Below are 22,990 nucleotides of genomic sequence, written 5' to 3' on the forward strand. Positions count from 1 at the left end.
CTGGGTGAGCAGGGCTGGGGGAACGCTCTCGGGACGGTCCGGGGGCACGGCCGCTGCGCGGACAGGGTGCCGAGGGGGCAGGTCGTGACGTCAGGACGGCGAAGGTGAGCCTCAGTGGGGACGTCTGGACCTGGGCCTGGAGAGACTGGGAGAACGACGACCGGGTCAGGCGACAGAAGGAGAAGCCCGTGGGGCTGAACGCGCACGAGCTGGCGCAGGTGGCGGCCAACGAGGCGGACTGGGACGCACGGGCACCACTGCACGCGGCGAGCGCGTTCTACGAACGCCCGGCCGACTTCTGGTTCGCCGACTACGAGTGGGCCGACCTGGGCGAGCTCGACGGCCGCGACGTCGTGCACCTGCAGTGCCACCTGGGGACCGAGACGATCGCGTTCGCGCGGCGGGGCGCCAAGACGTTCGGGCTCGACCTGTCCGGGCGGTCGCTCGACGCCGCCCGGCGGCTCGCGCACGAGGCCGGCGTCGGCATCGAGTACGTGCAGTCCAACGTGTACGACGCGGAAGAAGCGTTCGGCGGCCGCCGGTTCGACGTCGTCTACACCGGCAAGGGCGCGCTCTGCTACCTGCCTGACCTGGCCAAGTGGGCCGACGTGGTCAACGGGCTGCTGATGCCGGGCGGGTTCCTGTACGTCGTGGAGTTTCATCCGCTGCTCAACGCGCTGCGACCGGTGGGGCTGCCGGGAGAGTCCGACGAGTTGGTGCTGCGGAACGACTACCTGGAAGGCCGGGGTCCGATCGCGCACGAGTCGACGGTCACCTACACCGGCGACGAGGTGCCGGGGCGGAACACGAGCTACGAGTGGATGCACGGACTGGGGGAGCTGGTCACGACGCTGTCCGCTGCCGGGTTCCGGATCGACAGCCTGCGCGAGTCCGAGGTCCTGCAGTGGCCGCGCTGGTCGTCGATGGTCCAGACGCCCGAAGGCTGGTGGCGACTGCCGGACGATCAGCCACGTATACCGCTGCTGTTCGCGCTGAAGGCCACGAAGGTCTGAGGGGGAGCGGGAGGTCGTCAGGTCGGCAGCAGTTCGTCGCACAGGTCGACGAGCTGTTCGCGGAGCGGGCGGGCGCGGGCGGCGAACGCGCGTTGGGCGGCGGCGTACTCGGCCTTGCCAGCTGGAGTTTCGATCGGGACCGGGGTGTAGCCGAGCGGGGCCAGGTCGTACGGCGACGCTCGCATGTCGAGCGTGCGGATGTCCTTGGCGAGCTCGAAGCAGGACAGCAGCAGCGTGCTCGGGGTGAACGGCGCGAGCTTGGTGGCCCACTTGTAGAGGTCCATGTTCGCGTGCAGGCAACCGCCCTGCTCGAGCGCGGGCTGGAGCTCGCGGGTCGGCTGCAGCGCGTTCAGCGGGCGGGCCGGTTCGGTGAAGAAGCGGAAGGCGTCGAAGTGCGAGCAGCCGATCTTGTGCGACTCGACCACCTGATCGGTGCCCTCGGCACCTAGTCGCAGCGGCCACTTCTCGTGCCGGACCTCGCCGGGTTGCAGGCGGTAGACCATCGCCCACTCGTGCAGCCCGAAGCAGCCGAACTGCGGCTGGCGGTCCAGCGTCGCGGCGAGCAGGCGGCGGATCCAGGTGATGCTGTCGGCCCGGCGCTCGATCTCGGCCGGGTCCAGGCGCGCGGCGCCGTCGGCGTACAGGTAGCCCTTGCGACCCTCGTACGCCGAACCGCCGAGCAGCGTGACGCCGGGGCCGGGGTGCCAGACGCGGAGCTGGTTCGGGCGGGTGGGGTAGTAGGTGAAGAGGAAGTCCTCGACGGGGTGCGCTTCACGGCGCTGCCGGCGCGCGAGGTGACCGGCCACGAGTTGGTCGACTCGCTCGGCGTGGGCGGCGGCGAGTGGTTCCCATTCGGAGGGGGAAAGAAGAACGGTCACAGCGCGAGTGAGAACGCGTACAGGTTGACGCCCTCCCGGGGGACCCAGTCCCGTTCGGGGACGCGGGTGAAGCCGAGGCGTTCGTAGAGGCGGTGCGCCTGCTTCATGTACTCGGCGCTGCACAGGACGACGTGGGTGAAGCCCAGCTCGCGGGAGCGGTCGATGCAGTGCTCGGTGAGCGCCGTACCGACGCCCAGGCCGCGGGCCTTCGCCGAGACGCCGAGCATCCGGAACTCGCCCTCGTGCGGCTGCCCGATCTCGCCGTAGAAGGAGCCGGGCAGGCAGTACGTGACGGTGCCGAGCAGGTCGTCACCGGCAGCGGCGACCCACAGCTCGGCGCGTTCGGCGCGATCCGCGGCCGCGCGCAGCACGTCACCGTAGTCGGTGCCGGCCGGGATGAAGCCGTCGTTCGCGTACGCCTCGGCGGTAAGTTCGCCGACGGCGGCGTACTCGGCGGGCTCGGCCAGGCGGATCGTGAACGCGGCGGTGGCTTCGGAGGTCACCCGACAACTGTCTCACCACAGGCTGGGGACAGGAAAAAGAGAAGGAAGGGAAAGAGAGCGAGCGGGTTGCCGGATCGGAGGCTGTCCGCAGGCGGCGGTAGGCTCGGGCCGTTCAATCCCCCCGACCGAAGGCCGGCCGTGCGTATCGCCAGATTCTCCGTCGACGACGAACCGAAGTACGGGCTCGTCGAGACCGACGACCCCGAAGGGCTCGTCGGTACCGTCGCCGTGCTCGACTCGGACCCGCTGTACCGCCCGGTCCAGCTGACCGGCGAGGTGCTGCAGCTGGCCGACGTCCGGCTGCTGGCCCCGGTGATCCCGCGCAGCAAGGTGGTCTGCGTCGGGCGCAACTACGCCGACCACGCCGCCGAGCTGGGCAACGACGTCCCGGCCGAGCCGATGATCTTCCTGAAGCCGAACACCTCGGTGATCGGCCCGCGCGACGGCATCGTCTACCCCGAGCAGACCAACAACCTGCACTTCGAGGGCGAGCTGGCGATCGTGATCGGCCGGATCTGCCGCGACCTGCCCCGCGAGCGCGCCGAGGAGGTCATCTTCGGCTACACGATCGCCAACGACGTGACCGCGCGCGATCTGCAGAAGACCGACGGTCAGTGGGCCCGGGCCAAGGGCTACGACACGTTCTGCCCGCTCGGCCCCTGGATCCAGACCGACCTGGACGTCTCCGACGTGCGGGTCAGCACCGAGCTGAACGGCGAGCCGAAGCAGGACGGCCGGACCTCGCAGTTCATCTTCGACATCCCGGAGGTGCTGGCCTACATCACCTCCTTCACCACGCTGCTGCCCGGCGACGTGGTGCTCACCGGCACCCCCGCGGGTGTCGGCCCGATGCTGCCCGGCGACGAGGTCGCGGTCAGCGTCGAAGGAATCGGAACTCTGACGAACAAGGTGATCGTGCGTGACTGACAGGCCTGCCCCGACTGACGACGACGTCCTCGGCGGTCTCGAGCCGAGCCAGGTCCGCCTGCGCTTCGCGCCGTCCCCGACCGGTCTGCTGACCGTCGGCAACATCCGTACGGCGCTGTTCGCCTGGGCCTTCGCCCGCCACTACGGCGGCAAGCTGGTGCTGCGGATCGAGGACACCGACGCGGCCCGCAACACCCCCGAGGCGCTGCAGTACACGCTCGACTCGCTGCGCTGGCTCGGCATCGGCTGGGACGAGGGTCCCGAGGTCGGCGGCGACTTTGGCCCGTACAAGCAGACCGAGCGGATGGACATCTACGCCGACGTCGTCGCGAAGCTGCTCGGCGCCGGCAAGGCGTACCACTGCTACTGCTCGCAGGAGGAGCTCGACCAGCGCCGCGAGGCCGCCCGTCAGGCCGGCCAGCACAGCGGGTACGACGGCCACTGCCGCACGCTCACGCAGGAGCAGGTCAAGGCGTACGTCGACGAGGGCCGCCGGCCCGTCGTCCGGCTGCGGATGCCGGACCGGCCGATCACCTTCACCGACCTGGTCCGCGGCGAGATCACCTTCCTGCCCGAGAACCTCGGCGACTACGTGCTGGTCCGGGCCAACGGCTTCCCGCTGTACCCGCTGGTGAACCCGGTCGACGACGCGCTGATGGAGATCACCCACGTGCTGCGCGGCGAGGACCTGCTGCCGTCGACGCCGCGGCAGATCGCCCTGTACGAGGCGCTGGCCGAGATCGGCATCGGCTCCGGCCGGACGCCGCGGTTCGGGCACCTGCCGTTCGTGATGGGCGAGGGCAACAAGAAGCTGTCCAAGCGCGACCCGGGCGCCGGCCTCGGCGAGTACATGGAGCGCGGCTTCCTGCCCGAGGGCCTGCTGAACTACCTGGCGCTGCTCGGCTGGTCGATCGCCGAGGACCGTGACGTGTTCACGATGGCCGAGATGATCGAGGCCTTCGACATCCGCAAGGTGAACTCGAACGCGGCCCGCTTCGACCCGAAGAAGTGCGAGGCGATCAACGCCTCGCACATGCGGCTGCTGGAGCCGGCCGAGTTCGGCCGCCGGGTGGTGCCGTTCCTGGCCAAGGCCGGCGTGCTGCCGGCCGAGCCGACCGAGGAGCAGCAGCAGTTGCTGACCGCCGCCGTACCGCTGGTGCAGGAGCGGATGAACTCGCTGTCGGAGTCGGTCGACATGCTCGGCTTCCTGTTCGTCGCCGACGAGGCGTTCAAGGTCGACGCCGACGCCGCCGGCAAGGTGCTGACCGGTGACGCCGGCGCCGTGCTGGAGGCCTCGGTGAAGGCGCTGTCGAACTTGTCCGACTGGAGCACCGAGGCGATCGAGGCCGCGCTGCGCGCCTCGCTGATCGAGGGTCTCGGGCTGAAGCCGAAGAACGCGTTCGGCCCGGTCCGGGTGGCGATCTCCGGCCGCCGGATCTCGCCGCCGCTGTTCGAGTCGCTGGAGCTGCTCGGCCGCGACAAGGCGCTGCACCGGCTCGAGCACGCCCGCACCCTGCTCCCGGCGGAGTGAGCTGATGCCGTACGACGCGACGCCGCGTCCCGGGTCCACCGCGGACCCCCGGGACGCGGGGCCGCAGCCGTACCACCGGCTGCTGCGCAACCCGGTCACGGCCGGGTGGACCGTGGTGCTCGGAGCGTTCGCCGTCCTGGCCGGGTGGATGTTCCTCAGCCTGCTGATCCAGGTGATCGGGTTCGCGATCCGCAAGGATCCCGAGGGCACGATCTCCTGGTTCGGGTTGCTGACCACGAACTTCACGCTGATCGTGCTGATCCCGCTGACGATGCTCGTCGCGACCCGGCTGAACAAGCAGACGCCGGGGCTGCTGTCGTCGGTGGTCGGCCGGATCCGCTGGCGGCCGATGCTGTGGTTCGGGCTGGCCGCCGTGGTGGTCGAGCTGGTGATGCTCGGTGTGATCAAGGTCGGCGGGGTCGAGCTGCTCAGTGGTGACGGCAAGGGCGCGGCGGCTGATGCGGCCGGCGTGATCGCCGTCGTGGTGCTGACGTCTTCGCTGCAGGCCGCGGGGGAGGAGTACTTCTTCCGCGGGTACCTGCTGCAGGCCGTCGGTGCGTTCGTCCGCAGCTCGGTGGTCGCCGTCGTGGTGACGACCGTACTGTTCACGATGGCGCACGGAGTGTGGCCGTGGGAGAGCCCGGCGCTGTTCCTGGACCGCTTCGCCTTCGGGCTGGTCGCGGGCTTCCTCGCCGTACGGACCGGTGGTCTGGAGGCGTCGATCGCGGCGCACGCGGCCAACAACGTGGTGACGTTCATCTACGCCGCGCTGACCAACAGCGTGAACGCCAGCCTGAACGCCTCGGACGCGGGCTGGGGGCTGGTGGCGGTGGACATCTCGAAGTTCGTGCTGTTCGGCGTTGTGGCCGTGCTGCTGGCGCGCAAGCAGGACCTGGAGACCACCTGCGACCTGCCGCTGGTGCACGCGCCGGTGATCGGTGGCCCGGGCAAGAGACTGGTGTGACACGAGTGACATCTGGTTCAGCGGGGACTCGTTTTGGTGTCTGGGCCCGGACTTCGGTATGCTCTCTGAGCCGGGTGATGAGGGCGGAAACGAACTCAGAAAACCGGTGAAATGCCTTTGGGGTATGGGGTAATTGGCAGCCCGTCTGATTCTGGTTCAGTTAGTCTAGGTTCGAGTCCTAGTACCCCAGCGAGCGATTGGACCCGGCCGATGAAAATCGGTAGAGTCCTTCCTCGTTGCCAGATCCGCAAGGATCACGCAACAACCCTCTGGCCCCGTTGTGTAGCGGCCTAGCACGCCGCCCTCTCAAGGCGGTAGCGCGGGTTCGAATCCCGTCGGGGCTACCAGAGAAAGAGCGCCTCTCACCTCAGGGTGAGAGGCGCTTCTGGTCTCTCGGGCCCACCGGTTTCTCGAGGCCTGTTTCCTCGCGCCCGGGTTTCTCAGGGGGTCGCGAGGTTCGGCGGAGTCGTCGGGCTCGTCGAGCCGGCCAGCTCCCGGCGTACGGCGAGACCGCCGAGCACGAAGACCGCGCCCCACAGCAGCGCGACGACGCCGAGCCAGGTCGCGATCGTCACCGCACCCGCGCCCGGGTTGGCCGCGAACAGGATGCCGATCAGGATCGACAGCGCGGCACTGAGCAGCAGCAGCCAGCGCGGCGTCGCCAAGTTGCTGCCGAAGGCCCCGAACACCTCGAACAGGCCACGGACGATCAGCCAGATCCCGAGGATCCAGGTCAGCGTCACCGCCGTCGTCGCCGGGCTGAAGATCGCGAAGAACGCCGCGACCAGCGCGATCACTCCCATCACGATCAGCCAGACCCGGCCCTGCGCCTGCGGCTGGAAGGCCTGCGCCAGCGAGCCGATGCCGTCCATCAGCGCCCAGAAGCCCCACAGCAGGGCCAGCGCGATCGCCGTCGAGAGCGGCCACACGATGGCCAGGATCCCGAACACGATGCCGACCGCGCCGCGGGCGACCAGCATCTTCCATCCGACCGAGAGCCAGTCACGCTCCATACCGACCTCCCAGGGCCGGCCCGGGACGGGCCGCAACCCGTCTTCATCGTGATCCCGCGGGCGGGGGATCGACAAGGGTTGTGGTCGAGCTGCAAGAAAGCCAGACCGTCGAGGACTGGCCTGCTGCTTGTTGCGGCGGTCAGCCGGCTTGCTGCAGCAGGCTCAACGTCAGGGCCGTTTGCTGCTCGAGAGTGAGCGGGTTCTTCGATCTGCTCGGGGCGAGGCCGGGGGCGAGCGCGTTGACCTGGGTGACCACGGCGCGACGACCGCGGGGTGTCAGGACGTCGACATCGTCCTGGACCGCTCCACCACCGAGCTTGTGGTGCCGGGTGACGAGACGAGTGCCGTCCGGTGTGCGGGTCGAGGCCTTGAAGATGTCGGTGAGGCTGCTGGTCTCACTCCACTGCTGCACGGTCATGGTCACCAGGCTTTGCCCGGTGCCGCCGTCCAGGACGGCTTCGAGGTAGCCGCTGCCGCCAGCTGCAGTTCTCCCGATCTCGATCGGGGCGGGCACGTGCCGACGCAGTACGGCGAGCATCCGGTCAGGTGGAAGGTCCCCGCGGCTGGGTGCGGCCGGTGGCGCCGGTGGTTCGGCCAGGCGTGACCACACGGGTTGCCAGTCGGAGGAGGTGACGACATCGCGGAGCTGGTCCGGGGTGAGCGGTGGATGTGGGCGGGAGGCCCGGGTGGCATCGGCGGTTGGCGCGTTCCACTCGGTCAGCGAGATCAGCGCGCCGTCCGGCGTACCGAGGGTTGCGGTCCACTGGCGGACGCCGGCCGGCTTGCGGGGGTCCGTGAAGCCCTGGCTGACGGTCAGGAACGCGCCGTCGGGGCGACGGGTCCGGTCGCAGTCGTCGTACGGCCGCTCGGAGAGCGGTGGGCAGAGCGTCGCCTGGTCGAGGTATGGGGTCGGGATGCGGGTGACCGAGATCTGCAGCGAGCCCGAGCCGTCGTCGTACCGGAGCGTGTGGTCGTCGATCGGTGAGGTCGAGGACTTGGGGAGGAGACCGCTGAGGATCGAGGCAGGAGTGCTGTCGGCCGGTGCGCAGGCAGAGATGCCGAGCAGGGCGACGGTGGCAAGGGCGAGGCGGGACACGCGCACGAGATTCTCCTTCGGGCAGTGACGCCCCGCCGGCGGCGGGGCGTCACTGGGCGGGCCGGATCAGCAGTGCTTGCCGTCGCGAAGCCAGAAGTCGTTCAGCGGGTGCCAGTCGTCGTACGGCCAGCCGAGGGTGTTCCACTGGGCGCGCGGCCAGAAGTTGTACCTGTTGCTGTCCGATTCCGAGCCTGGCGACAGATAACCGCCGCAGACCTCCGAGTCGGAGTTGTTCCAGACCGACCGCACCCGGAAGGAAGGGCCCTGCGGGTAGTGGTTCCAGGCGGGCTGGAAGCCCCAGCCCGATCCGGTGAGGTACTCGCCCGGGTAGGCGAAGAACCAGGAACTGTCGTCGCCGGCCGGGGCTGCGGACGCGACGGGGGTGCCGGCGATCGCGGCTCCTCCGGCGAGGGCGGCGGCGGCCAGCAGGGTGATGAGACGTTTCACGAAGCACTCCAACGGTCGAGGATCGGGGGTGGCGAATAAAACGTAAAACATGAATACTTCTCGCGGCGCGGAAGCGCTGAAGGATGGCTGAGATCTGCCAGCGGGGCCACACACGAAAAGAAGGCCCGACCGCGGGGTGTGCGGTCGGGCCTTCTCCTGCTGTTCGTACAGGCGTTACTCGGAAGCGCGGCGCAGCGCTTCGGAGAGGCGTTCGGCGGCGGCCATCACGGCCGGGGCGTGCATCCGGCCGGGCTGGCGGGACAGCCGCTCGATCGGGCCGGAGACCGACACGGCCGCGATCACCTTGCCGGAGGGGGAGCGGACCGGCGCCGAGACCGAGGCGACGCCCTGCTCGCGCTCGCCGACTGAGTGCGCCCAGCCACGACGCCGTACGCCGGCCAGGGCCGCGGCGTTGAAGGTCGCGTTGTGGAGGCCGCGGTGCATCCGCTCCGGGTCCTCCCAGGCCAGCAGTATTTGGGCGGCCGACCCGGCGGCCATGGTCAGCTGGCTGCCGACCGGGACGGTGTCGCGCAGACCGGACGGACGCTCGGCGGCCGCGACGCACACCCGGTACTCGCCCTGGCGGCGGAACAGCTGCGCGGACTCACCGGTGATGTCGCGGAGGCGGGCCAGCACCGGGCCGGCGGTCGCCAGCAGGCGGTCCTCGCCGGCGGCGGACGCGAGCTCGCTCAGGCGGGGCCCGAGCACGAAGCGGCCCTGCATGTCGCGCCCCACCAGCCGGTGGTGCTCGAGCGCGACGGCCAGGCGGTGCGCCGTCGGGCGGGCCAGCCCCGTCGCCGCCACGAGTCCGGCCAGGGTCGCCGGCCCGGACTCGAGTGCGGACAGAACGAGAGCTGCTTTGTCGAGAACGCCGACTCCGCTAGAGTTGTCCATGAGACGATATTGCCGTCTCGAATCGTGGAACGCAAGTCGCGTGAGCGCCTCATCTCGGCGCACTGTGAGCCAAAGCGCACCTCAGTACACCACCCGAAGGAGAAGTCTGATGGGCAGGACGTTGTCGGAAAAGGTCTGGGACGCACATGTCGTGCGTCACGCCGACGGGGAACCCGACCTCCTCTACATCGACCTCCACCTGGTCCACGAGGTGACCAGCCCGCAGGCCTTCGACGGACTGCGGCTGGCCGACCGCCCGGTCCGGCGGCCCGACCTGACGATCGCGACCGAGGACCACAACGTCCCGACGTACGACGTGGACAAGCCGATCGCCGACCCGGTCTCGCGCACGCAGGTCGACACGCTGCGCAAGAACGCCGAGGAGTTCGGGATCCGGATCCACACCCTCGGCGACCCCGACCAGGGCGTCGTGCACGTGATCGGCCCGCAGCTCGGCCTGACCCAGCCCGGGATGACCGTGGTCTGCGGTGACAGCCACACCTCGACGCACGGCGCGTTCGGCGCGATCGCGTTCGGGATCGGCACCAGCGAGGTCGAGCACGTGCTGGCCACCCAGACGCTGATGCAGGCCCGTCCGAAGACGATGGCGGTCACGGTCGACGGCGTCCTGCCGGACGGCGTCTCGGCCAAGGACCTGGTGCTCGCGCTGATCGCGCAGGTCGGCACCGGCGGCGGGCAGGGCTACATCGTCGAGTACCGCGGCGAGGCGATCCGCGCGCTGTCGATGGAAGCCCGGATGACGATCTGCAACATGTCGATCGAGTGGGGCGCCAAGGCCGGCATGATCGCGCCGGACGAGACGACGTACTCGTACCTCAAGGACAAGCCGCACGCGCCGCAGGGCGTCGACTGGGAAGCCGCGGTCGAGTACTGGAACAGCCTGGCCACCGACGCCGACGCGTCGTTCGACCGTGAGGTCGTGCTGCGCGCCGAGGACATCGCGCCGTTCGTCACCTGGGGCACCAACCCGGGCCAGGGGCTGCCGCTGTCGGCGAACGTGCCGTCGCCGTCGGACTTCGAGACCGAGAACGACCGGGTCGCGGCTGAGCGGGCGCTGGAGTACATGGGCCTGACCGCAGGGACGCCGCTGCGCGAGATCCAGGTCGACACCGTCTTCCTGGGCTCCTGCACGAATGGGCGGATCGAGGACCTGCGCGCCGCGGCCGGCGTACTGGCCGGGCGGAAGGTTGCCGAGGGCACCCGGATGCTCGTCGTACCGGGGTCGGGCCGGGTCCGCCTGCAGGCCGAGGCCGAGGGGCTGGACGCGATCTTCAAGGACGCCGGCGCCGAGTGGCGCGGCGCGGGCTGCTCGATGTGCCTGGGCATGAACCCGGACCAGCTGGCCCCAGGCGAGCGCAGCGCGTCGACGTCGAACCGCAACTTCGAAGGCCGGCAGGGCAAGGGCGGGCGCACGCACCTGGTGTCGCCGCTCGTCGCCGCCGCCACCGCCGTCACTGGAACCTTGGCTGCGCCGGCAGACCTGCCGCCGGTCGAGGTCGCCGTACCCGAGAACGTCTGAGGACAAAGGAATCATGGACGCCTTCACCCAGCACATCGGCACCGCGGCCCCGCTGCGCCGCAGCAACGTCGACACCGACCAGATCATCCCCGCCGTCTACCTGAAGCGGGTCACCCGCACCGGCTTCGAGGACGGCCTGTTCGCTGCCTGGCGCAACGATCCTGCCTTCGTCCTGAACCAGCCGGAGCACGAGGGCGTCTCGGTGCTCGTCGCCGGCCCCGACTTCGGGACCGGGTCTTCGCGTGAGCACGCGGTGTGGGCGCTGCTCGACTACGGCTTCCGGGTCGTCGTCTCGTCGCGCTTCGGCGACATCTTCCGCGGGAACTCGGGCAAGGCGGGCCTGCTCGCCGCGCTCGTCACCGAGGAGGTCGTCGAGGAGCTGTGGTCGACGATCGAGGCCGACCCGGGGACCAAAGTCACGGTGGACCTCGAGGCCAAGACGATCTCGGCGGGTGCGCTGTCGGCGCCGTTCGAGATCGACGACTACACGCGCTACCGGCTGCTCAACGGGCTGGACGACGTCGGTATCACGCTGTCGCACGCGGACGCGATCGAGGCCTACGAGGCGACGCGGCCGAGCTTCAAGCCGGCGACGTTGCCTGCCAAGGCTTGAGTTCGTAGCGGCTCTTCTTCGGGGGCCGGCGGACAGGGGGATCTCTCCTGTTCGCCGGCCCTTTTGCTGTCGGTGGATTTAGTCATGATCTGTGACTATAATCTTTGGTGACCAATCGGGTTGCTCGACAGGGAGGCATCATGACGGAGATCTACGGGATGACGGCGGCGGCGCTGCGGCGGTGGCGGTGGCGCCGTGCGGCGACCGTGGCGGGAACGGGAGCGGCCCGCTACGCCAAGATCGGCGACTCGATCAGCGCCGGCCAAGGGCTGCAGCCGAGCACCCAGTCGCCGCCCGTGGTGATGGCGGGGATGCTGGCCGCCCAGGGATTCCCGGTTCGTGGCGCGTCGGTGATCATGAACCCCCGCACGCGGACGGCGGACTCCCGCCTGGCGTTCAGGGGTGCGTGGTCCGAGCTCGACCAGGATGCGCTGACCACCTATGCGGCGTCGCGTACGGCGGGTGACTCGATCGAGTTCACCGCGTCGATCGGGGACGCCGGCGACTACCGGGCTCGGGTGATCCACGGCGCGGACTCGCGACCGTTCCGGATCGGGGTCGACGGCGGCGAAGCCGTCCTGGTCACCCCTCGCGGAGGAGCCGGTCCGGTGGCGACCGAGATCCCGCTGCAGGGGCTCGCGGCCGGGGAGCACCGCGTGACGGTGACGGTCGCCGGTGACGCGGGCGTGCTCCAGGTGGGCAGTATCGGGATCGAGGCCGCGGCCGGCATCGCGGTCGGAGACTTCGGCATCTCGATGTCGACGACCGAGGACTGGGTGGCCGGCGGTGCGCCGTACTCGGCACTGCGGCACGTCGTGGCCTGGGCTCCGGATCTCGCGATCATCGCCTTGATGACCAACGACGCCCATGGTCTCGCGGTCCCGCCGGATCGGTACGCCGCCAACCTGCGCGCCATGGTCGATGCGCTGGTCGACACCTGCGACGTCGTACTCGAGGTGCAGATCCCGGGCGACCCGGCGTTGGTGGACCTCGATCCCTATCGCAAGGCCGTCCACGCCGTGGCGGACGCGACCGACGTACCGGTCCTGGATCTGTTCGACCGGTGGGGCGATTTCGGCGCGGCCCGCGATGCGGGGCTGATGAACGACATGTTCCACCCGAACGCGACCGGCGCGGCCGACATCGCGGCGGCCGAACTCGCTGTGGTCACGGCCTGACGATGACTATCACCTCTGATGACCATCGTTTGAATCGGCTCGTCTTCGGGGTCGCCGTCTCGCCGGAGCGCGCACCGGAACGGCTGCGAGCAGTGGCGGCCGCGGCCGACCAGGGCGGCCTCGATCTCGTCGGCGTCCAGGACCTTCCGTTCGTCGCAAGCCAGCTGGACGCGCTCGCCGTGATCGCCGACCTGATCCCGCGGACCGAGCAGGTGCACTTCTTCCCCGACGTGGCGAACCTGCCGCTACGCCCCGCACCGATGCTGGCGCGGGCCGCAAGCTCGCTGAGCACCCTCTCGGGCGGACGCTTCCAGCTCGGCCTGGGCGCCGGTGGTCTGTGGGACGGCATCGCCTCGATGGGCGTCGAACGACGAACCGCTGCGCAGGCCCTCGCGGCGCAGGAAGAGGCGATCGCGCTGATGCGGCAACTGTGGCACGACGATGCGACGGTGACCTCGGCCGGCCCGTGGTACCCGGTCGAAGGCATGGGGGGCCAGACTCCCGACCCCGCCGGCGTGGAGATCTGGGTCGGCGCCATGGGCCCGCGGAGCCTGGAACTGACCGGTCGTGTCGCGGACGGCTGGGCCGCGCCGATCGCGCCGTACTTTCCGTACGAACGATGGGCCGAGGGCCATCGAACGATCGACCGCAGCGCGGCCGAGGCCGGGCGTGCGCCGTCCGATGTCCGCAGGATCGCCCAACTGGTTGGCACGATCACGCCTGACGCTGGTGACAGCACCCTGCGCGGGTCAGAGCCGATCCGCACCGACGTCCGGGGCTGGATCGACATCATCACAGGGCTCGCCGAGGAGACGTCGTTCAACGGGTTCGTGATGATGCCTGAGGGGGACGCTGTCGAGCAGACGCGTCGTTTCGCGGAGGAGGTGGCCGTGGGGGTCCGGGCTCGCTTCGTGTCCTGAGTGTTCGTGCCTGCATGCTGGGTAGCGTGCGGGCGTGACCAAGTGGACCATTCATGGCGAGCGGGTTGTTGATGCTTCGCGGCGGTTGACGTTGAGCGTGGCGTCGGTGGAGTTGCCGGACGGGGTGACGTTCGAGCAGTACGTGCTGCGGATCCCCAAGGCCGCCATCGTGGCGGTGCTGAACGGCAGTGGCAGCGTGCTGATGATGCGGCGGCATCGGTTCATCATCGATCGGTGGGTTTGGGAGCTGCCCGGCGGTTACGTCGATCCGGACGAGGACCCTGCCGTCACGGCAAGCCGCGAGGTCGAGGAGGAGACCGGGTGGCGGCCGCGCGACGTCGAGTATCTGATGTCGGCCCAGCCGAACGTGGGGATCGCTGACGCGGAGAACCTGATCTATGTCGCCAGAGGAGCCGACTACATCGGCGAACCGTCCGACATCAACGAAGCCCAGGAGATTGCCTGGATCCCGTTGGACTCCGTGCTCGCGCGGATCGCGAACGGGGAGATCATCGGGGCTTCGTCGCAGTTGGCGTTGCTGCGGTTGATGATCGAGGAGACGCGCTGATCGACGGCCGACGTTGCCCGCCGAGGTTTGGTACGGCTTCCCAGCGGCTGGGTTGGGCGATGCGCCTGCCTCAGCCGCCGTCTCTCTCGGCGGGGTCAGGTGCGCCGCCAGGGATGGTCGAGAAGCGCTTCCCAGGCGAGGTGCCATGGGAAGAGGTGAATGTATTTCTCGCCGGTCCCGGGCTCGTGCTGCTTGTAGACCTCGTCGCCGACGAGCATCGTGACACCCCAGCTCGACAACCGCTCCATCGCCTGCTGCACCGCCGGAAAGCTGATCTGCGCGTAGTTCGAGAAGGGCATCGCCACGACAGGCTGCCGCTTCCCCACTGCCTCGACGAGCAGCCCGAGGGGGAGAGTGTCAGAGATCCCCGCGGCCCACTTGGCGAGGCTGTTACAGGTGATGGGCGCGACGATCATCGCGTCGGCGGGCGGGAGGACGTCCGGGGCGTCCGGCTCCTTGTAGGCGCTCCGCACCGCGTGCCCGGTCTTGGCTGCCAAGGCATCGCAGTCGATGAAGGGCCGGCCGTTGGGGGAGGCGATCACGCACACTTCCCAGCCGTCCGCCTGCGCGAGGTCGACCAGCCTGCCCACGTCGGTGGCGGCGGGAGAACCAGTCACCAGGGCATAGAGGACCGGCCGGCGGGTTTCACTCATGTGTCCGTACCTCTCCGCTCAGACACGAACGCCGCACCATGCGGCGAACCTCGCAAGTGAGGCGGACGTTCGCTGATCGCTGATGGCGAGTGACTGTACGGTCTCATGAACCTGAGGGTGATAGCGCGCCGGCTGTTGCGTCCTACGGGACGAGAGAGTGTGGTTCGACAGCGATCTCAGGTTCGTGCAGGGCGCGGTTCTCCCCGGCTTGCGATTCTTGAGCAAGCTCGACGACGGAGTCACCATCTTCGCGCACCCCGATGGTTCCTGTGCAAGGCGGACTCCCGCAGATCTGGGGTATCTCCCGCGTCAGCCGGCCGAAGTCGTTCTGAGCGGTGTCAGCTGAGGAGAGTGGGCAACCAAATCGGCAACAGCACGCCTGCTGAGCGCGCCAGCGCTGCACTTGAAGCGCGTCAGCGCGCACTTGAAGCGGGCGAAGCACGCGCAAAGGCGGGCGCTAGCCCGCAGCTGAACAAGGGGTGGGCGGGAGCTGGCACCGTAGTGAGCGCTAGCGAACGGAGGAGCCCGCGTGGGGGAAGCACCTTCACACCCCAACAGGTGAACATTTCTCGACCACTTGTAGTCGCTCCAAGCGGCGCTAGCCGCGCACTTAGGCGCGCTAGCGCCGCACTCGAAGCGCGCTAGCGCGCACTTGAAGCGCGTCAGCGCGCACTTGAAGCGCGTCAGCGCGCACTTGAAGCGCGTCAGCGCGCACTTGAAGCGGGCGAAGCACGCGCACCCGCGGGCGCTAGCCCGCAGCTGAGCAAAGGGCGGGTGGGAGCAGGCACCGTAGTGAGCGCTAGCGAACGGAGGAGCCCGCGTGGGGTGAACACCTGTCCCACCGCGCTGGTGGACGGAGCAGCCCGCGTGGGATGAAAACCTCGGGGTGATAACTCTGGTGTTACCCTTGCCAGGTTGTTCGGACAAGGCTGCGAGATCTAGGAGGTGAGGCGCTGATGACCAGTGACCCCTCCAGACATACCGATTTCGCTCGGCCTCGAGGCAACTAGTTCCTCTTCCTGGTCAGCTGCCCCTGCGTGAAAAGCGGGGTTGTTGTGGTGCGCGGTGGGTGAGCCGCGGGGGTCGGGCAGACGTCGTAGGGATCCGTCTGCTGCTTCTTTGGAGGACTCATGTCCGACCTGCGTCTGCGCACTCTTCGGGCCTTCGGCCGTACGCCGTCTCTGCGGGCTGCTGCTCGCCGGTACGCCGGGGGGCTGGCTGCGCCTGCTCCTGAGGCGATCGAGCCGGCGCCGGAGCACCCGGGGCACAGCAAGCCCAAGGGGCATTCGGTTGTGGACAGTGCGATCTACTGCGACGGGCGGCGGGTGGCGTCGCCGGAGTCGTTGGCTGACACGTACCAGGTGTTGCACGAGGCGCCGCGCAGCTTGGCGTGGATCGGGTTGTACCGGCCGGACCGGCGCGAGTTGATGTCGCTGGCGCAGGAGTTCGATCTGCACGAGCTGGCGATCGAGGACGCGATCCAGGCGCACCAGCGGCCGAAGCTGGAGCGGTACGGCGACACGTTGTTCGTCGTACTGAAGGCGGCGCGGTACCGGGACGCGACCGAGGAGGTCGAGTTCGGCGAGGTGCACGTGTTCGTGGGGCCGGACTTCGTGGTGACGGTCCGGCACGCGGAGGCGCCGAACCTGGCCGCCGTACGGCGCCGGGTGGAGCGCGATCCGGAGCTGCTGCGGCAGGGGACCGAGGCGGTGCTCTACGCGATCATGGACAAGGTCGTCGACGGGTACGCGCCGGTGGTGGCGGGGCTGGAGAACGACATCGACGAGATCGAGACCGAGGTGTTCCGCGGCGACCCGAAGGTGTCGCGGCGCATCTACGAGCTGTCGCGTGAGGTGATCGAGTTCCAGCGCGCGACCCGGCCGCTGATCGGGATGCTGGACTCGTTGCGGGCCGGGTTCGACAAGTACGGCGTGGACCAGGAGCTGCAGCGGTCGCTGCGCGACGTCGCCGACCACGTGACGCAGGTGGTGGAGCGGGTGGACGGTTTCCGTGAGCTGCTGCGCGACATCCTGACCGTGAACGCGACGCTGGTGGCGCAGCAGCAGAACGAGGAGATGAAGTCCCTCACGGTCGCCAGCAACGCGCAGAACGAAGAGGTGAAGCGGATCTCCGCGTGGGCGGCGATCCTGTTCGCGCCGACGCTGATCGGGACCGTGTACGGGATGAACTTCGACGTGATGCCGGAGCTGCACTGGCAGTGGGGCTATCCGTTCGCGATCGGCCTGATGGCGTTGGTCTGCGGCAGCCTGCACCAGGTCTTCAAGCGCCGCGGCTGGCTCTGACCCGTACGCCGGTGTAGTGGTTGGGCACCGGTCCTCGACGGACTCGGAGACTTCTGGAGGCTGAGATGTTGTTGTTCCTGCGCCGGCGGCTGATCCTGTGGGTCGTGCTCGCGATCGCCGTACCGCTGGTGGACTGGTTGCTGGGCAAGGTCAGCGCGACGTTGCGGGAACGCAAGGGCGACAGCGCCGTCACCAGAGGGCTCGACACGGCCCAGTCGGGGCTGCGGTCGCTGCGCGGAAAGCGTCGCTGACCGGCTCCGGGCGGGTTGTGGCCGGGGTCACGGTTGGTCGCCGGATCGTTGCTCAGAAGGGAATCCGGGGGCCCGAAAGGGGCGTTCGGAGGCCAAATCGGGGGCAAATCGCCCAAAACAAGGCCGAATTGCCGCGTTGGTGTTTGTGAACGGCGTGTTGAGTCCATAACGTTCCTGTGAGATCGAGCGCTGTGCTCGACGCCATCGTTCACGGAGGGAAGACAGTGAACAAGAGCCAGTTGGTCGAAGCGCTCGCAGTGCACTTCGACGGAAATCGCCGTTCGGCCCAGCACGCCCTGGAGTCGGTGATCGACACCGTCCAGCGCGAGCTGACCAAGAAGGGCGGCAAGGTCGCCATCACCGGGTTCGGTGCCTTCGAGGCCATCGAGCGCGGTGCCCGCATGGTCCGCAACCCGCGGACCGGCGAGACCAAGCGGGCCAAGAAGACCGTGGTTCCGAAGTTCCGCGCGGGTGCGGAGCTGAAGGCCGTGGTCTCCGGCGCGAAGAAGATGCCGAAGCTGGTGGCCCCGAAGCCGGCCGCGACCGCCACCAAGGCGGCTGCTCCGGCCAAGAAGGCCGCTCCGGCCAAGAAGGCTCCGGCCAAGGCCGTCGCGACCAAGACCGCCGCGAAGAAGGCGCCGGCCAAGGCCGCCGCCACCAAGACGGTCGCCAAGAAGGCCCCGGCGAAGAAGGCCCCGGCCACCAAGACCGTTGCCAAGAAGGCCCCGGTCAAGAAGGCCACCGTCGCGAAGAAGGCGCCGGCCAAGAAGGCCCCCGCCAAGAAGGCCCCGGCCAAGCGCGCTTCGGCCCGCTGACCTTCGGCACTGCGGCACCGCTGTACCAGCGAAGGCCGGTCTCCCCACTCCAGGGGCGACCGGCCTTCGCCGTGTCCGGTGGATGTCCGTGGCGAGAAGATGTCGTCGGCAACGTCCCGGTGCTCTAGCGTGGAGCCATGCAGGCGACAGTGAGCCGTTACGACGACGCGTCCAGGTCCGGTGCGGTGCTGACCGACACCGGTGTCGAGCTGCCGTTCAGCGCCGACGAGCTGGCCGGTACGCCGGTCCGCTTCCTGCGCGTCGGTCAGCGGGTGCGGGTCGAGACCAGCGGGTCAGGCCACGGGATCGCGATCACCGCGGTCCACTTCATCACCTTGCACTAACAGGCGAGACCCTCGGAGCCCGTCGCGGCGCCGAGGACGATCGACAGCACGTCGGCGGTGTGCGGGCCGACGCCGAGCTGGATCGCGTCGGCGAGATCCGCGGCGGTGTCGACGTCACGGCGTACCGACGGGATCGGGAGCGCCAGCGGGACCGCGCCGGAGGCCTGGTGGGCCAGGGCGGAGCCGACGCCGAAGCGCGGATCGAGGGCGATGCCGGGCGCGGCCGCGAGCATCGTCGTACCGGTGCCGGGTTGGTCGATGACGAAGGAGCGGTCGGCGACGCAGGCCGCGAGGGCGGCGGTGAGCTCGTCGGGGCGGAGCGCGGGGAGATCAGCCGAGAGCGCCGCGACACCGGCACCCGGGAACTCGAGAGCAGCAATCGAAGCACCGTGCTCGAGTGCTTCGTTGAGGCCGGTCAGCGGAAGATCCGGTACGACGCGCGCCCCCGCCGCGGTCACGTCCGCGGCGACCTGCGGGTCGTCGGTGACGACCAGGACCGCGCGCACCAGCGGCGACGCGAGCGCGGCCGTGGTGGTGTCCGCCGCGAAGGCGCGGGCGAGCTCCGGACGGTGCTGGGGGTAGGCCGCAGCGAGCCGGCTCTTCGCGATCGCCGTACGCTTCACCGGGATCACCAGGATCCAGGGAGCGACCTGTACGTCTTCCATCAGGCAGGATTCTCCCATGACGTACGGCGACGACCCGCAGGAGGCAGCAGTGAACAGCCCGGAACACGATCCACGCCCGCGCCGCGGGTTCTGGTTCGGGCTGGTGGTGGCGCTGGTCAAACCGTTCATGCTGGTCTTCACCAAACCCGACTTCCGCGGCCGCGAGAACATGCCGCGGACCGGTGGCGTGGTGTTCGTGACGAACCACATCTCGCACTTCGATCCGTTCGTGCTCGGGTTCTACATCTGGGAGTGCCGGCGGATCCCGCGGCTGCTCGGCAAGGCGTCGCTGTTCAAGCTGCCGATCGCCGGGCGGATCATCACCGCGGCCGGGCAGATCCCGGTGTACCGCGAGTCCGCGCAGGCGGCCGACGCGTTCCGGGACGCGGTCGCGGCGGTCGAGCGGGGGGAGTGCGTCGGCGTCTACCCCGAGGGCACGATCACGCGCGACCCCGACCTGTGGCCGATGACCGGTAAGACCGGTGCCGCCCGGATCGCGTTGATGACCGGCTGCCCGGTGATCCCGATCGCGAACTGGGGCGCGCAGGAGGTCTTCCAGTCGTACGGCAACAAGCTGCGGGTCCGGCTGCTGCCGCGCAAGACGATGCTGGTCAAGGCCGGGCCGCCGGTCGACCTGGACGCGTTCCGGGGCCGCGAGATCACCAACGAGCTGTTGCACGAGGCAACCGAGGTGATCATGAAGACGGTCGCCGCCGGGCTCGGCGAGCTGCGTGGGGAGACCCCGCCGAAGGAATTGTTCGACCTCCGCAAGTCCAAGGATGAGGAGAACGGATGACCAAGGTCGCGGTGTTCGGGGCGGGTTCCTGGGGTACGGCGTTCGCCACCGTGCTGGCGCAGGCGGGGAACCAGGTGTCGGTGTGGGGGCGCCGGGAGTCGTTGTGCGAGGCGATCAACAGCCGGCACGAGAACCCGGACTACCTGCCGGGGCTGCGGTTGCCCGAGGCGATCACCGCGACCCACGACCCGGCCGCCGCGGCCGATGGTGCCGAGGCGATCGTGCTCGCCGTACCGAGCCAGTCGTTGCGCGACAACCTGCGGGACTGGGCCGGCGTGCTGCCGCCCGCCGTACCGCTGGTCAGTCTGATGAAGGGCGTCGAGGTCGGTACGACGAAGCGGATGTCCGAGGTGATCGCCGAGCTGACCGGCGCCGGGCCGGAGCGGATCGCGGTCGTCTCGGGGCCGAACCTCGCGCGGGAGATCGCCGAAGGCCAGCCGGCTGCGGCGGTCGTCGCGTGTGCGGACGAAGGAACGGCGACGCGGCTGCAGAAGCTGTGCCACTCGCCAGTCTTCCGGCCGTACACGAACAACGACGTGGTCGGCTGCGAGCTCGGGGGTGCGACGAAGAACGTGATCGCGCTGGCCGTCGGGATGGCGGTCGGGCTCGGGTTCGGTGACAACGCGCGCGCTTCGGTGATCACGCGCGGGCTGGCGGAGACCGCGCGGCTCGGTGGGGCGCTGGGTGCTGACGAGCACACGTTCTCAGGGCTGGCGGGGCTCGGCGATCTGGTCGCCACCTGCTCTTCGCCGTTGTCGCGCAATCGCACGTTCGGCGAGAAGCTCGGGCAGGGGATGACTGTCGCGGAGATCGCCGGGGCGACCCGTCAGGTCGCCGAGGGCGTGAAGTCGTGCTCGTCGATCACCGAGCTCGCGCATCACCATGACGTGGAGATGCCGATCGCTGAGCACGTGACCAAGGTCGTCGCGGGGGAGATGACGCCGAAGGACATGCTGTTCAGCCTGGTCTCACGGTCGGCGAAGTCGGAGCGCTGGGGGTGATCCCGGGCGGCTTCGTCCGGACCACGATCGATCGGGAGGGCGAGGCCGGGACGGCTTGGCTGGCTGAGTTGCCTGGGCTTGTCGACGAGCTGTTGGCGCGGTGGGGTTGTGTTGCCGATGGCGAGGTCGGGTACGGCGGCGTCGGGCTGGTTGTGCCGGTACGGCGTACTGACGGCGCTGCAGTGCTGAAGGTTTCGTTCCCGCATCCGGAGAACAGGTCCGAGCCGGAGGCGTTCGCGCTCTGGAGAGGGCAGGGCGCGGTTCTGCTGCGTGAGCGGGATGACGCGCGGTTCGCGATGCTGCTGGAGCGGGCCGGGCCCGAGCAGTTGGCCGAGCTCGAGGACGGGGACCAGATCGCCTCGGTGGCGGGGAGGCTGAGTCGCCGATTGGCCGTTCCGGGGCCGCGGGGGTGGCCGCGGTTGGAGGAGCAGGTCGACGGCTGGGTGCACGAGCTTCGTGCTGGGGCGGCGGCGTACCCGGACGTGCTGCCAGGTGCGGTGGTGGATGCGGCGGTTGCCGTCGTGGAGGAGATCGGGCGTCGTCAGCCGGAGCTGGTGGTGCACGGGGATCTGCATCCGCGGAACATTCTGCGGGGCGATCGGGAGGACTGGCTGGCGATCGATCCGAAGGGGTGGGTCGGGGATCCGGCGTACGACGGGAGCATGCTGTTCCGGTCGCGGCTGCGGGTGTTACTGGGGGCGGACGATGCGGTGAAGGCGTTGCTGCGGGAGCTGGAGATCTTTGCCGAGGCGGCGGAGGTTGATCCCGAGCGGGTGCGGATGTGGGCGCGGTTTCAGTTGGTGCGGGGTGTGTACTGGGGGCGGCGGCACGGGTTCAGGTTCGCGCGGCGGGGGCCGGAGCTGGAGCGGGCGATGGCCTTTGTGGATGAGCTCGCTGTCAGCTGGTGAGGGTGTGCTGCAGTACGAGGGCGGCGGCGCCGTGGAGGGCGCCCTGGGCGCCGGCTGTCGAGGCGACGACGCGCAGCTCGGTGGTGGCCAGGGGCAACGATCTGGCGTAGACGGTCTCGCGGATGCCGGCCAGCAGGCTGTCGCCGGCGAGGGAGAGCGAGCCGCCGACGACGATCACCGAGGGGTTGAGCAGGCTGACCGCGGTGGCGAGGACAGAGCCGATCTGACGACCGGCTTCGCGGACCAGTTGAGTTGCAGTGGGGTTGCCAGAGCGGACCAGGTCCACGACATCGCGGCTTGAAGTTGCAGCAATGTCTGCTGAGGTCAGAGCAGTTGCGATCGCCGTACCCGAGGCCACTGCTTCCAGACACCCCGTGTTGCCGCAGCGGCAGAGGTCGGCCCGGCCCGGCGTCTGCACGTGGCCGATGTCGCCCGCCGCGCCTTGCGCGCCGCGGTGCAGGCGACCGCCGCTGATGACGCCGGCGCCGATGCCGGTGGCGACCTTCACGAACAGCAGGTGCTCGACGTCGGCGTACGTCGTACTGTGCTCGCCGAGCGCCATGATGTTCACGTCGTTGTCGACCAGGACCTGGCCGGGCAGGTCGGCGGACAGCCGCGCGACGACGTCGTACGAGTCCCAGCCGGGCATGATCGGCGGGTGGTTCGGGCGCCCGGTGCGGTGGTCGACGGGACCGGGGAGGCCGACGCCGGTGCCGGCCAGGTCGGCGGGGGAGCGGCCCGCGGCCGCGAGCATCGCGAGGCCTTCGCGGACGATCGCGCCGAGCACCACCTCGGGACCTTCGGCGATGTTCAACGGCAGCGTGCGGCTGTCGATCATCGTTCCGGTCAGGTCGGTCAGGGCGATCGAGAGATGCGTCGCGCCGACGTCCGCGGCCAGGACCAAGCGAGCCAACGGGTTGAAGCGGAAGCGAGCGGGCGGGCGGCCACCGGTCGACGCGGCTTCGCCCGACGGTACGACGAGCCCGCTGGCCAGCAGTGCCTCGATCCTGCCGGTCACCGTCGATCGCGCCAGGCCGCTCAGGTCGATCAACTCGGCGCGCGTCCGCGGCCGGCCGTCGAGCAGCAGCCGCAGCAGCGGGCCCGCCTCGCCGGCGGTGGTGCCGAGGTCGCTCATCGGGGTGCTCGCACTTTCGTCGGCCGTCGCTGGA

25 protein-coding genes and 2 tRNA genes are annotated in these 22,990 nt (G+C 69.5%); 18 read left to right on the forward strand and 9 right to left on the reverse strand.

The window, feature by feature from the left end; genetic code table 11:
• Positions 1-104: 104 nt before the first annotated feature.
• Positions 105-1,013 carry a class I SAM-dependent methyltransferase gene (locus ACZ6Z4_RS34415; RefSeq protein ID WP_465574668.1) on the forward strand — a complete coding sequence of 303 codons (909 nt, stop codon included), beginning with the start codon at positions 105-107 and terminating at the stop codon, positions 1,011-1,013.
• 17 nt (positions 1,014-1,030) lie between these two features.
• Here ACZ6Z4_RS34415 and ACZ6Z4_RS34420 read toward each other — a convergent pair whose 3' ends face one another.
• Complete coding sequence (locus tag ACZ6Z4_RS34420) at positions 1,031-1,891, reverse strand: 3-methyladenine DNA glycosylase (RefSeq protein WP_465574670.1); 861 nt, start codon at positions 1,889-1,891, stop codon at positions 1,031-1,033.
• Entirely contained in the window at positions 1,888-2,394 is a 507-nt protein-coding gene (locus ACZ6Z4_RS34425) for a GNAT family N-acetyltransferase (RefSeq protein ID WP_465574673.1), read from the reverse strand. The genes ACZ6Z4_RS34420 and ACZ6Z4_RS34425 overlap by 4 nt, the downstream gene beginning before the upstream one ends.
• Before the next feature lie 138 nt (positions 2,395-2,532).
• Between ACZ6Z4_RS34425 and ACZ6Z4_RS34430 the strand changes: the two genes are divergently transcribed.
• From ACZ6Z4_RS34430 to ACZ6Z4_RS34450, 5 genes are all read left to right on the forward strand, one after another.
• On the forward strand, positions 2,533-3,321 hold the full coding sequence (locus ACZ6Z4_RS34430) for a fumarylacetoacetate hydrolase family protein (protein ID WP_465574676.1): 789 nt from the start codon (positions 2,533-2,535) through the stop codon (positions 3,319-3,321).
• On the forward strand, positions 3,314-4,852 hold the full coding sequence (gene gltX / locus ACZ6Z4_RS34435) for a glutamate--tRNA ligase (RefSeq protein WP_465574679.1): 1,539 nt from the start codon (positions 3,314-3,316) through the stop codon (positions 4,850-4,852). Before ACZ6Z4_RS34430 ends, gltX begins: the two co-directional genes overlap by 8 nt.
• 4 nt (positions 4,853-4,856) lie before the next feature.
• Positions 4,857-5,816, forward strand: a complete 960-nt coding sequence (locus tag ACZ6Z4_RS34440) for a lysostaphin resistance A-like protein (RefSeq protein ID WP_465574682.1) — start codon at positions 4,857-4,859, stop codon at positions 5,814-5,816.
• Between the two features lie 118 nt (positions 5,817-5,934).
• Positions 5,935-6,006, forward strand: a tRNA-Gln gene (locus tag ACZ6Z4_RS34445).
• An 81-nt stretch (positions 6,007-6,087) separates the two neighbouring features.
• Positions 6,088-6,163 (forward strand) — tRNA-Glu (locus tag ACZ6Z4_RS34450).
• A gap of 93 nt (positions 6,164-6,256) precedes the next feature.
• Here the strand turns inward: ACZ6Z4_RS34450 and ACZ6Z4_RS34455 are convergent.
• The 4 genes from ACZ6Z4_RS34455 to ACZ6Z4_RS34470 form a co-directional block, all read right to left on the reverse strand.
• Positions 6,257-6,829, reverse strand: coding sequence for an HdeD family acid-resistance protein (locus ACZ6Z4_RS34455; protein WP_465574685.1), 573 nt, complete (start codon positions 6,827-6,829; stop codon positions 6,257-6,259).
• Between the two features lie 139 nt (positions 6,830-6,968).
• On the reverse strand, positions 6,969-7,931 hold the full coding sequence (locus ACZ6Z4_RS34460; protein WP_465574688.1) for a hypothetical protein: 963 nt from the start codon (positions 7,929-7,931) through the stop codon (positions 6,969-6,971).
• Between the two features lie 60 nt (positions 7,932-7,991).
• On the reverse strand, positions 7,992-8,372 hold the full coding sequence (locus tag ACZ6Z4_RS34465) for a hypothetical protein (RefSeq protein ID WP_465574691.1): 381 nt from the start codon (positions 8,370-8,372) through the stop codon (positions 7,992-7,994).
• Positions 8,373-8,546: 174 nt separating this feature from the next.
• Positions 8,547-9,266: an IclR family transcriptional regulator gene (locus ACZ6Z4_RS34470; RefSeq protein ID WP_012922430.1), complete on the reverse strand. Its 720-nt coding sequence runs from the start codon at positions 9,264-9,266 to the stop codon at positions 8,547-8,549.
• A 109-nt stretch (positions 9,267-9,375) separates the two neighbouring features.
• Between ACZ6Z4_RS34470 and leuC the strand changes: the two genes are divergently transcribed.
• The 5 genes from leuC to ACZ6Z4_RS34495 all read left to right on the forward strand — a co-directional run bounded on the left by leuC (position 9,376) and on the right by ACZ6Z4_RS34495 (position 14,085).
• A complete protein-coding gene (leuC, locus tag ACZ6Z4_RS34475) occupies positions 9,376-10,806 on the forward strand; it encodes a 3-isopropylmalate dehydratase large subunit (RefSeq protein ID WP_465574697.1) in 1,431 nt (476 codons plus the stop codon).
• A gap of 13 nt (positions 10,807-10,819) precedes the next feature.
• Positions 10,820-11,419 (forward strand): 3-isopropylmalate dehydratase small subunit, encoded by a 600-nt coding sequence (gene leuD, locus ACZ6Z4_RS34480; RefSeq protein WP_465574700.1) that lies wholly within the window; start codon positions 10,820-10,822, stop codon positions 11,417-11,419.
• 140 nt (positions 11,420-11,559) lie between these two features.
• Positions 11,560-12,597 (forward strand): SGNH/GDSL hydrolase family protein, encoded by a 1,038-nt coding sequence (locus ACZ6Z4_RS34485; protein WP_465574703.1) that lies wholly within the window; start codon positions 11,560-11,562, stop codon positions 12,595-12,597.
• A gap of 2 nt (positions 12,598-12,599) precedes the next feature.
• On the forward strand, positions 12,600-13,517 hold the full coding sequence (locus tag ACZ6Z4_RS34490; RefSeq protein WP_465574706.1) for an LLM class flavin-dependent oxidoreductase: 918 nt from the start codon (positions 12,600-12,602) through the stop codon (positions 13,515-13,517).
• 34 nt (positions 13,518-13,551) lie between these two features.
• Positions 13,552-14,085: an NUDIX hydrolase gene (locus tag ACZ6Z4_RS34495; RefSeq protein ID WP_465574708.1), complete on the forward strand. Its 534-nt coding sequence runs from the start codon at positions 13,552-13,554 to the stop codon at positions 14,083-14,085.
• Between the two features lie 95 nt (positions 14,086-14,180).
• On the opposite strand, the gene ACZ6Z4_RS34500 is transcribed toward ACZ6Z4_RS34495, so the two are convergent.
• A complete protein-coding gene (locus tag ACZ6Z4_RS34500; RefSeq protein ID WP_465574711.1) occupies positions 14,181-14,738 on the reverse strand; it encodes a flavoprotein in 558 nt (185 codons plus the stop codon).
• 1,130 nt (positions 14,739-15,868) lie between these two features.
• Between ACZ6Z4_RS34500 and corA the strand changes: the two genes are divergently transcribed.
• The 4 genes from corA (at position 15,869) to ACZ6Z4_RS34520 (ending at position 18,451) form a co-directional block, all read left to right on the forward strand.
• Positions 15,869-17,041 carry a magnesium/cobalt transporter CorA gene (gene corA, locus ACZ6Z4_RS34505; RefSeq protein ID WP_363676403.1) on the forward strand — a complete coding sequence of 391 codons (1,173 nt, stop codon included), beginning with the start codon at positions 15,869-15,871 and terminating at the stop codon, positions 17,039-17,041.
• 65 nt (positions 17,042-17,106) lie between these two features.
• Entirely contained in the window at positions 17,107-17,292 is a 186-nt protein-coding gene (locus ACZ6Z4_RS34510; RefSeq protein WP_465574715.1) for a hypothetical protein, read from the forward strand.
• Between the two features lie 224 nt (positions 17,293-17,516).
• On the forward strand, positions 17,517-18,107 hold the full coding sequence (locus tag ACZ6Z4_RS34515; protein ID WP_363676401.1) for an HU family DNA-binding protein: 591 nt from the start codon (positions 17,517-17,519) through the stop codon (positions 18,105-18,107).
• Positions 18,108-18,244: 137 nt separating this feature from the next.
• Entirely contained in the window at positions 18,245-18,451 is a 207-nt protein-coding gene (locus ACZ6Z4_RS34520) for a hypothetical protein (protein ID WP_344183556.1), read from the forward strand.
• Here ACZ6Z4_RS34520 and cofC read toward each other — a convergent pair.
• On the reverse strand, positions 18,448-19,116 hold the full coding sequence (gene cofC / locus ACZ6Z4_RS34525; protein ID WP_465574721.1) for a 2-phospho-L-lactate guanylyltransferase: 669 nt from the start codon (positions 19,114-19,116) through the stop codon (positions 18,448-18,450). The genes ACZ6Z4_RS34520 and cofC overlap by 4 nt on opposite strands.
• Before the next feature lie 16 nt (positions 19,117-19,132).
• On the opposite strand from cofC, the gene ACZ6Z4_RS34530 reads away from it, so the two are divergent.
• The 3 genes from ACZ6Z4_RS34530 to ACZ6Z4_RS34540 are packed head-to-tail and all read left to right on the forward strand — an operon-like array spanning position 19,133 to position 21,821.
• Positions 19,133-19,912, forward strand: coding sequence for a lysophospholipid acyltransferase family protein (locus ACZ6Z4_RS34530; RefSeq protein WP_465574724.1), 780 nt, complete (start codon positions 19,133-19,135; stop codon positions 19,910-19,912).
• Positions 19,909-20,913, forward strand: coding sequence for an NAD(P)H-dependent glycerol-3-phosphate dehydrogenase (locus ACZ6Z4_RS34535; protein WP_465574727.1), 1,005 nt, complete (start codon positions 19,909-19,911; stop codon positions 20,911-20,913). Before ACZ6Z4_RS34530 ends, ACZ6Z4_RS34535 begins: the two co-directional genes overlap by 4 nt.
• Positions 20,910-21,821, forward strand: a complete 912-nt coding sequence (locus ACZ6Z4_RS34540) for an aminoglycoside phosphotransferase family protein (protein WP_465574731.1) — start codon at positions 20,910-20,912, stop codon at positions 21,819-21,821. The genes ACZ6Z4_RS34535 and ACZ6Z4_RS34540 overlap by 4 nt, the downstream gene beginning before the upstream one ends.
• Here the strand turns inward: ACZ6Z4_RS34540 and ACZ6Z4_RS34545 are convergent.
• Positions 21,811-22,956, reverse strand: coding sequence for an ROK family protein (locus tag ACZ6Z4_RS34545; RefSeq protein ID WP_465574735.1), 1,146 nt, complete (start codon positions 22,954-22,956; stop codon positions 21,811-21,813). The two genes, ACZ6Z4_RS34540 and ACZ6Z4_RS34545, sit on opposite strands and share 11 nt — an antisense overlap.
• Positions 22,957-22,990 lie beyond the last annotated feature (34 nt).

Source organism: Kribbella sp. NPDC104740 (genome assembly GCF_055583505.1).

Bases quoted from the DNA above. Each gene is read 5' to 3' on its own strand.
- ACZ6Z4_RS34440 (WP_465574682.1), top strand. From the start codon at position 4,857: ATGCCGTACGACGCGACGCCGCGTCCCGGGTCCACCGCGGACCCCCGG.
- ACZ6Z4_RS34455 (WP_465574685.1), bottom strand. From the start codon at position 6,829: ATGGAGCGTGACTGGCTCTCGGTCGGATGGAAGATGCTGGTCGCCCGC.
- ACZ6Z4_RS34470 (WP_012922430.1), bottom strand. From the start codon at position 9,266: ATGGACAACTCTAGCGGAGTCGGCGTTCTCGACAAAGCAGCTCTCGTT.
- leuC (WP_465574697.1), top strand. From the start codon at position 9,376: ATGGGCAGGACGTTGTCGGAAAAGGTCTGGGACGCACATGTCGTGCGT.
- leuD (WP_465574700.1), top strand. From the start codon at position 10,820: ATGGACGCCTTCACCCAGCACATCGGCACCGCGGCCCCGCTGCGCCGC.
- ACZ6Z4_RS34485 (WP_465574703.1), top strand. From the start codon at position 11,560: ATGACGGAGATCTACGGGATGACGGCGGCGGCGCTGCGGCGGTGGCGG.
- ACZ6Z4_RS34490 (WP_465574706.1), top strand. From the start codon at position 12,600: ATGACTATCACCTCTGATGACCATCGTTTGAATCGGCTCGTCTTCGGG.
- ACZ6Z4_RS34500 (WP_465574711.1), bottom strand. From the start codon at position 14,738: ATGAGTGAAACCCGCCGGCCGGTCCTCTATGCCCTGGTGACTGGTTCT.
- corA (WP_363676403.1), top strand. From the start codon at position 15,869: ATGTCCGACCTGCGTCTGCGCACTCTTCGGGCCTTCGGCCGTACGCCG.
- ACZ6Z4_RS34510 (WP_465574715.1), top strand. From the start codon at position 17,107: ATGTTGTTGTTCCTGCGCCGGCGGCTGATCCTGTGGGTCGTGCTCGCG.
- ACZ6Z4_RS34520 (WP_344183556.1), top strand. From the start codon at position 18,245: ATGCAGGCGACAGTGAGCCGTTACGACGACGCGTCCAGGTCCGGTGCG.
- cofC (WP_465574721.1), bottom strand. From the start codon at position 19,116: ATGGAAGACGTACAGGTCGCTCCCTGGATCCTGGTGATCCCGGTGAAG.
- ACZ6Z4_RS34530 (WP_465574724.1), top strand. From the start codon at position 19,133: ATGACGTACGGCGACGACCCGCAGGAGGCAGCAGTGAACAGCCCGGAA.
- ACZ6Z4_RS34535 (WP_465574727.1), top strand. From the start codon at position 19,909: ATGACCAAGGTCGCGGTGTTCGGGGCGGGTTCCTGGGGTACGGCGTTC.
- ACZ6Z4_RS34545 (WP_465574735.1), bottom strand. From the start codon at position 22,956: ATGAGCGACCTCGGCACCACCGCCGGCGAGGCGGGCCCGCTGCTGCGG.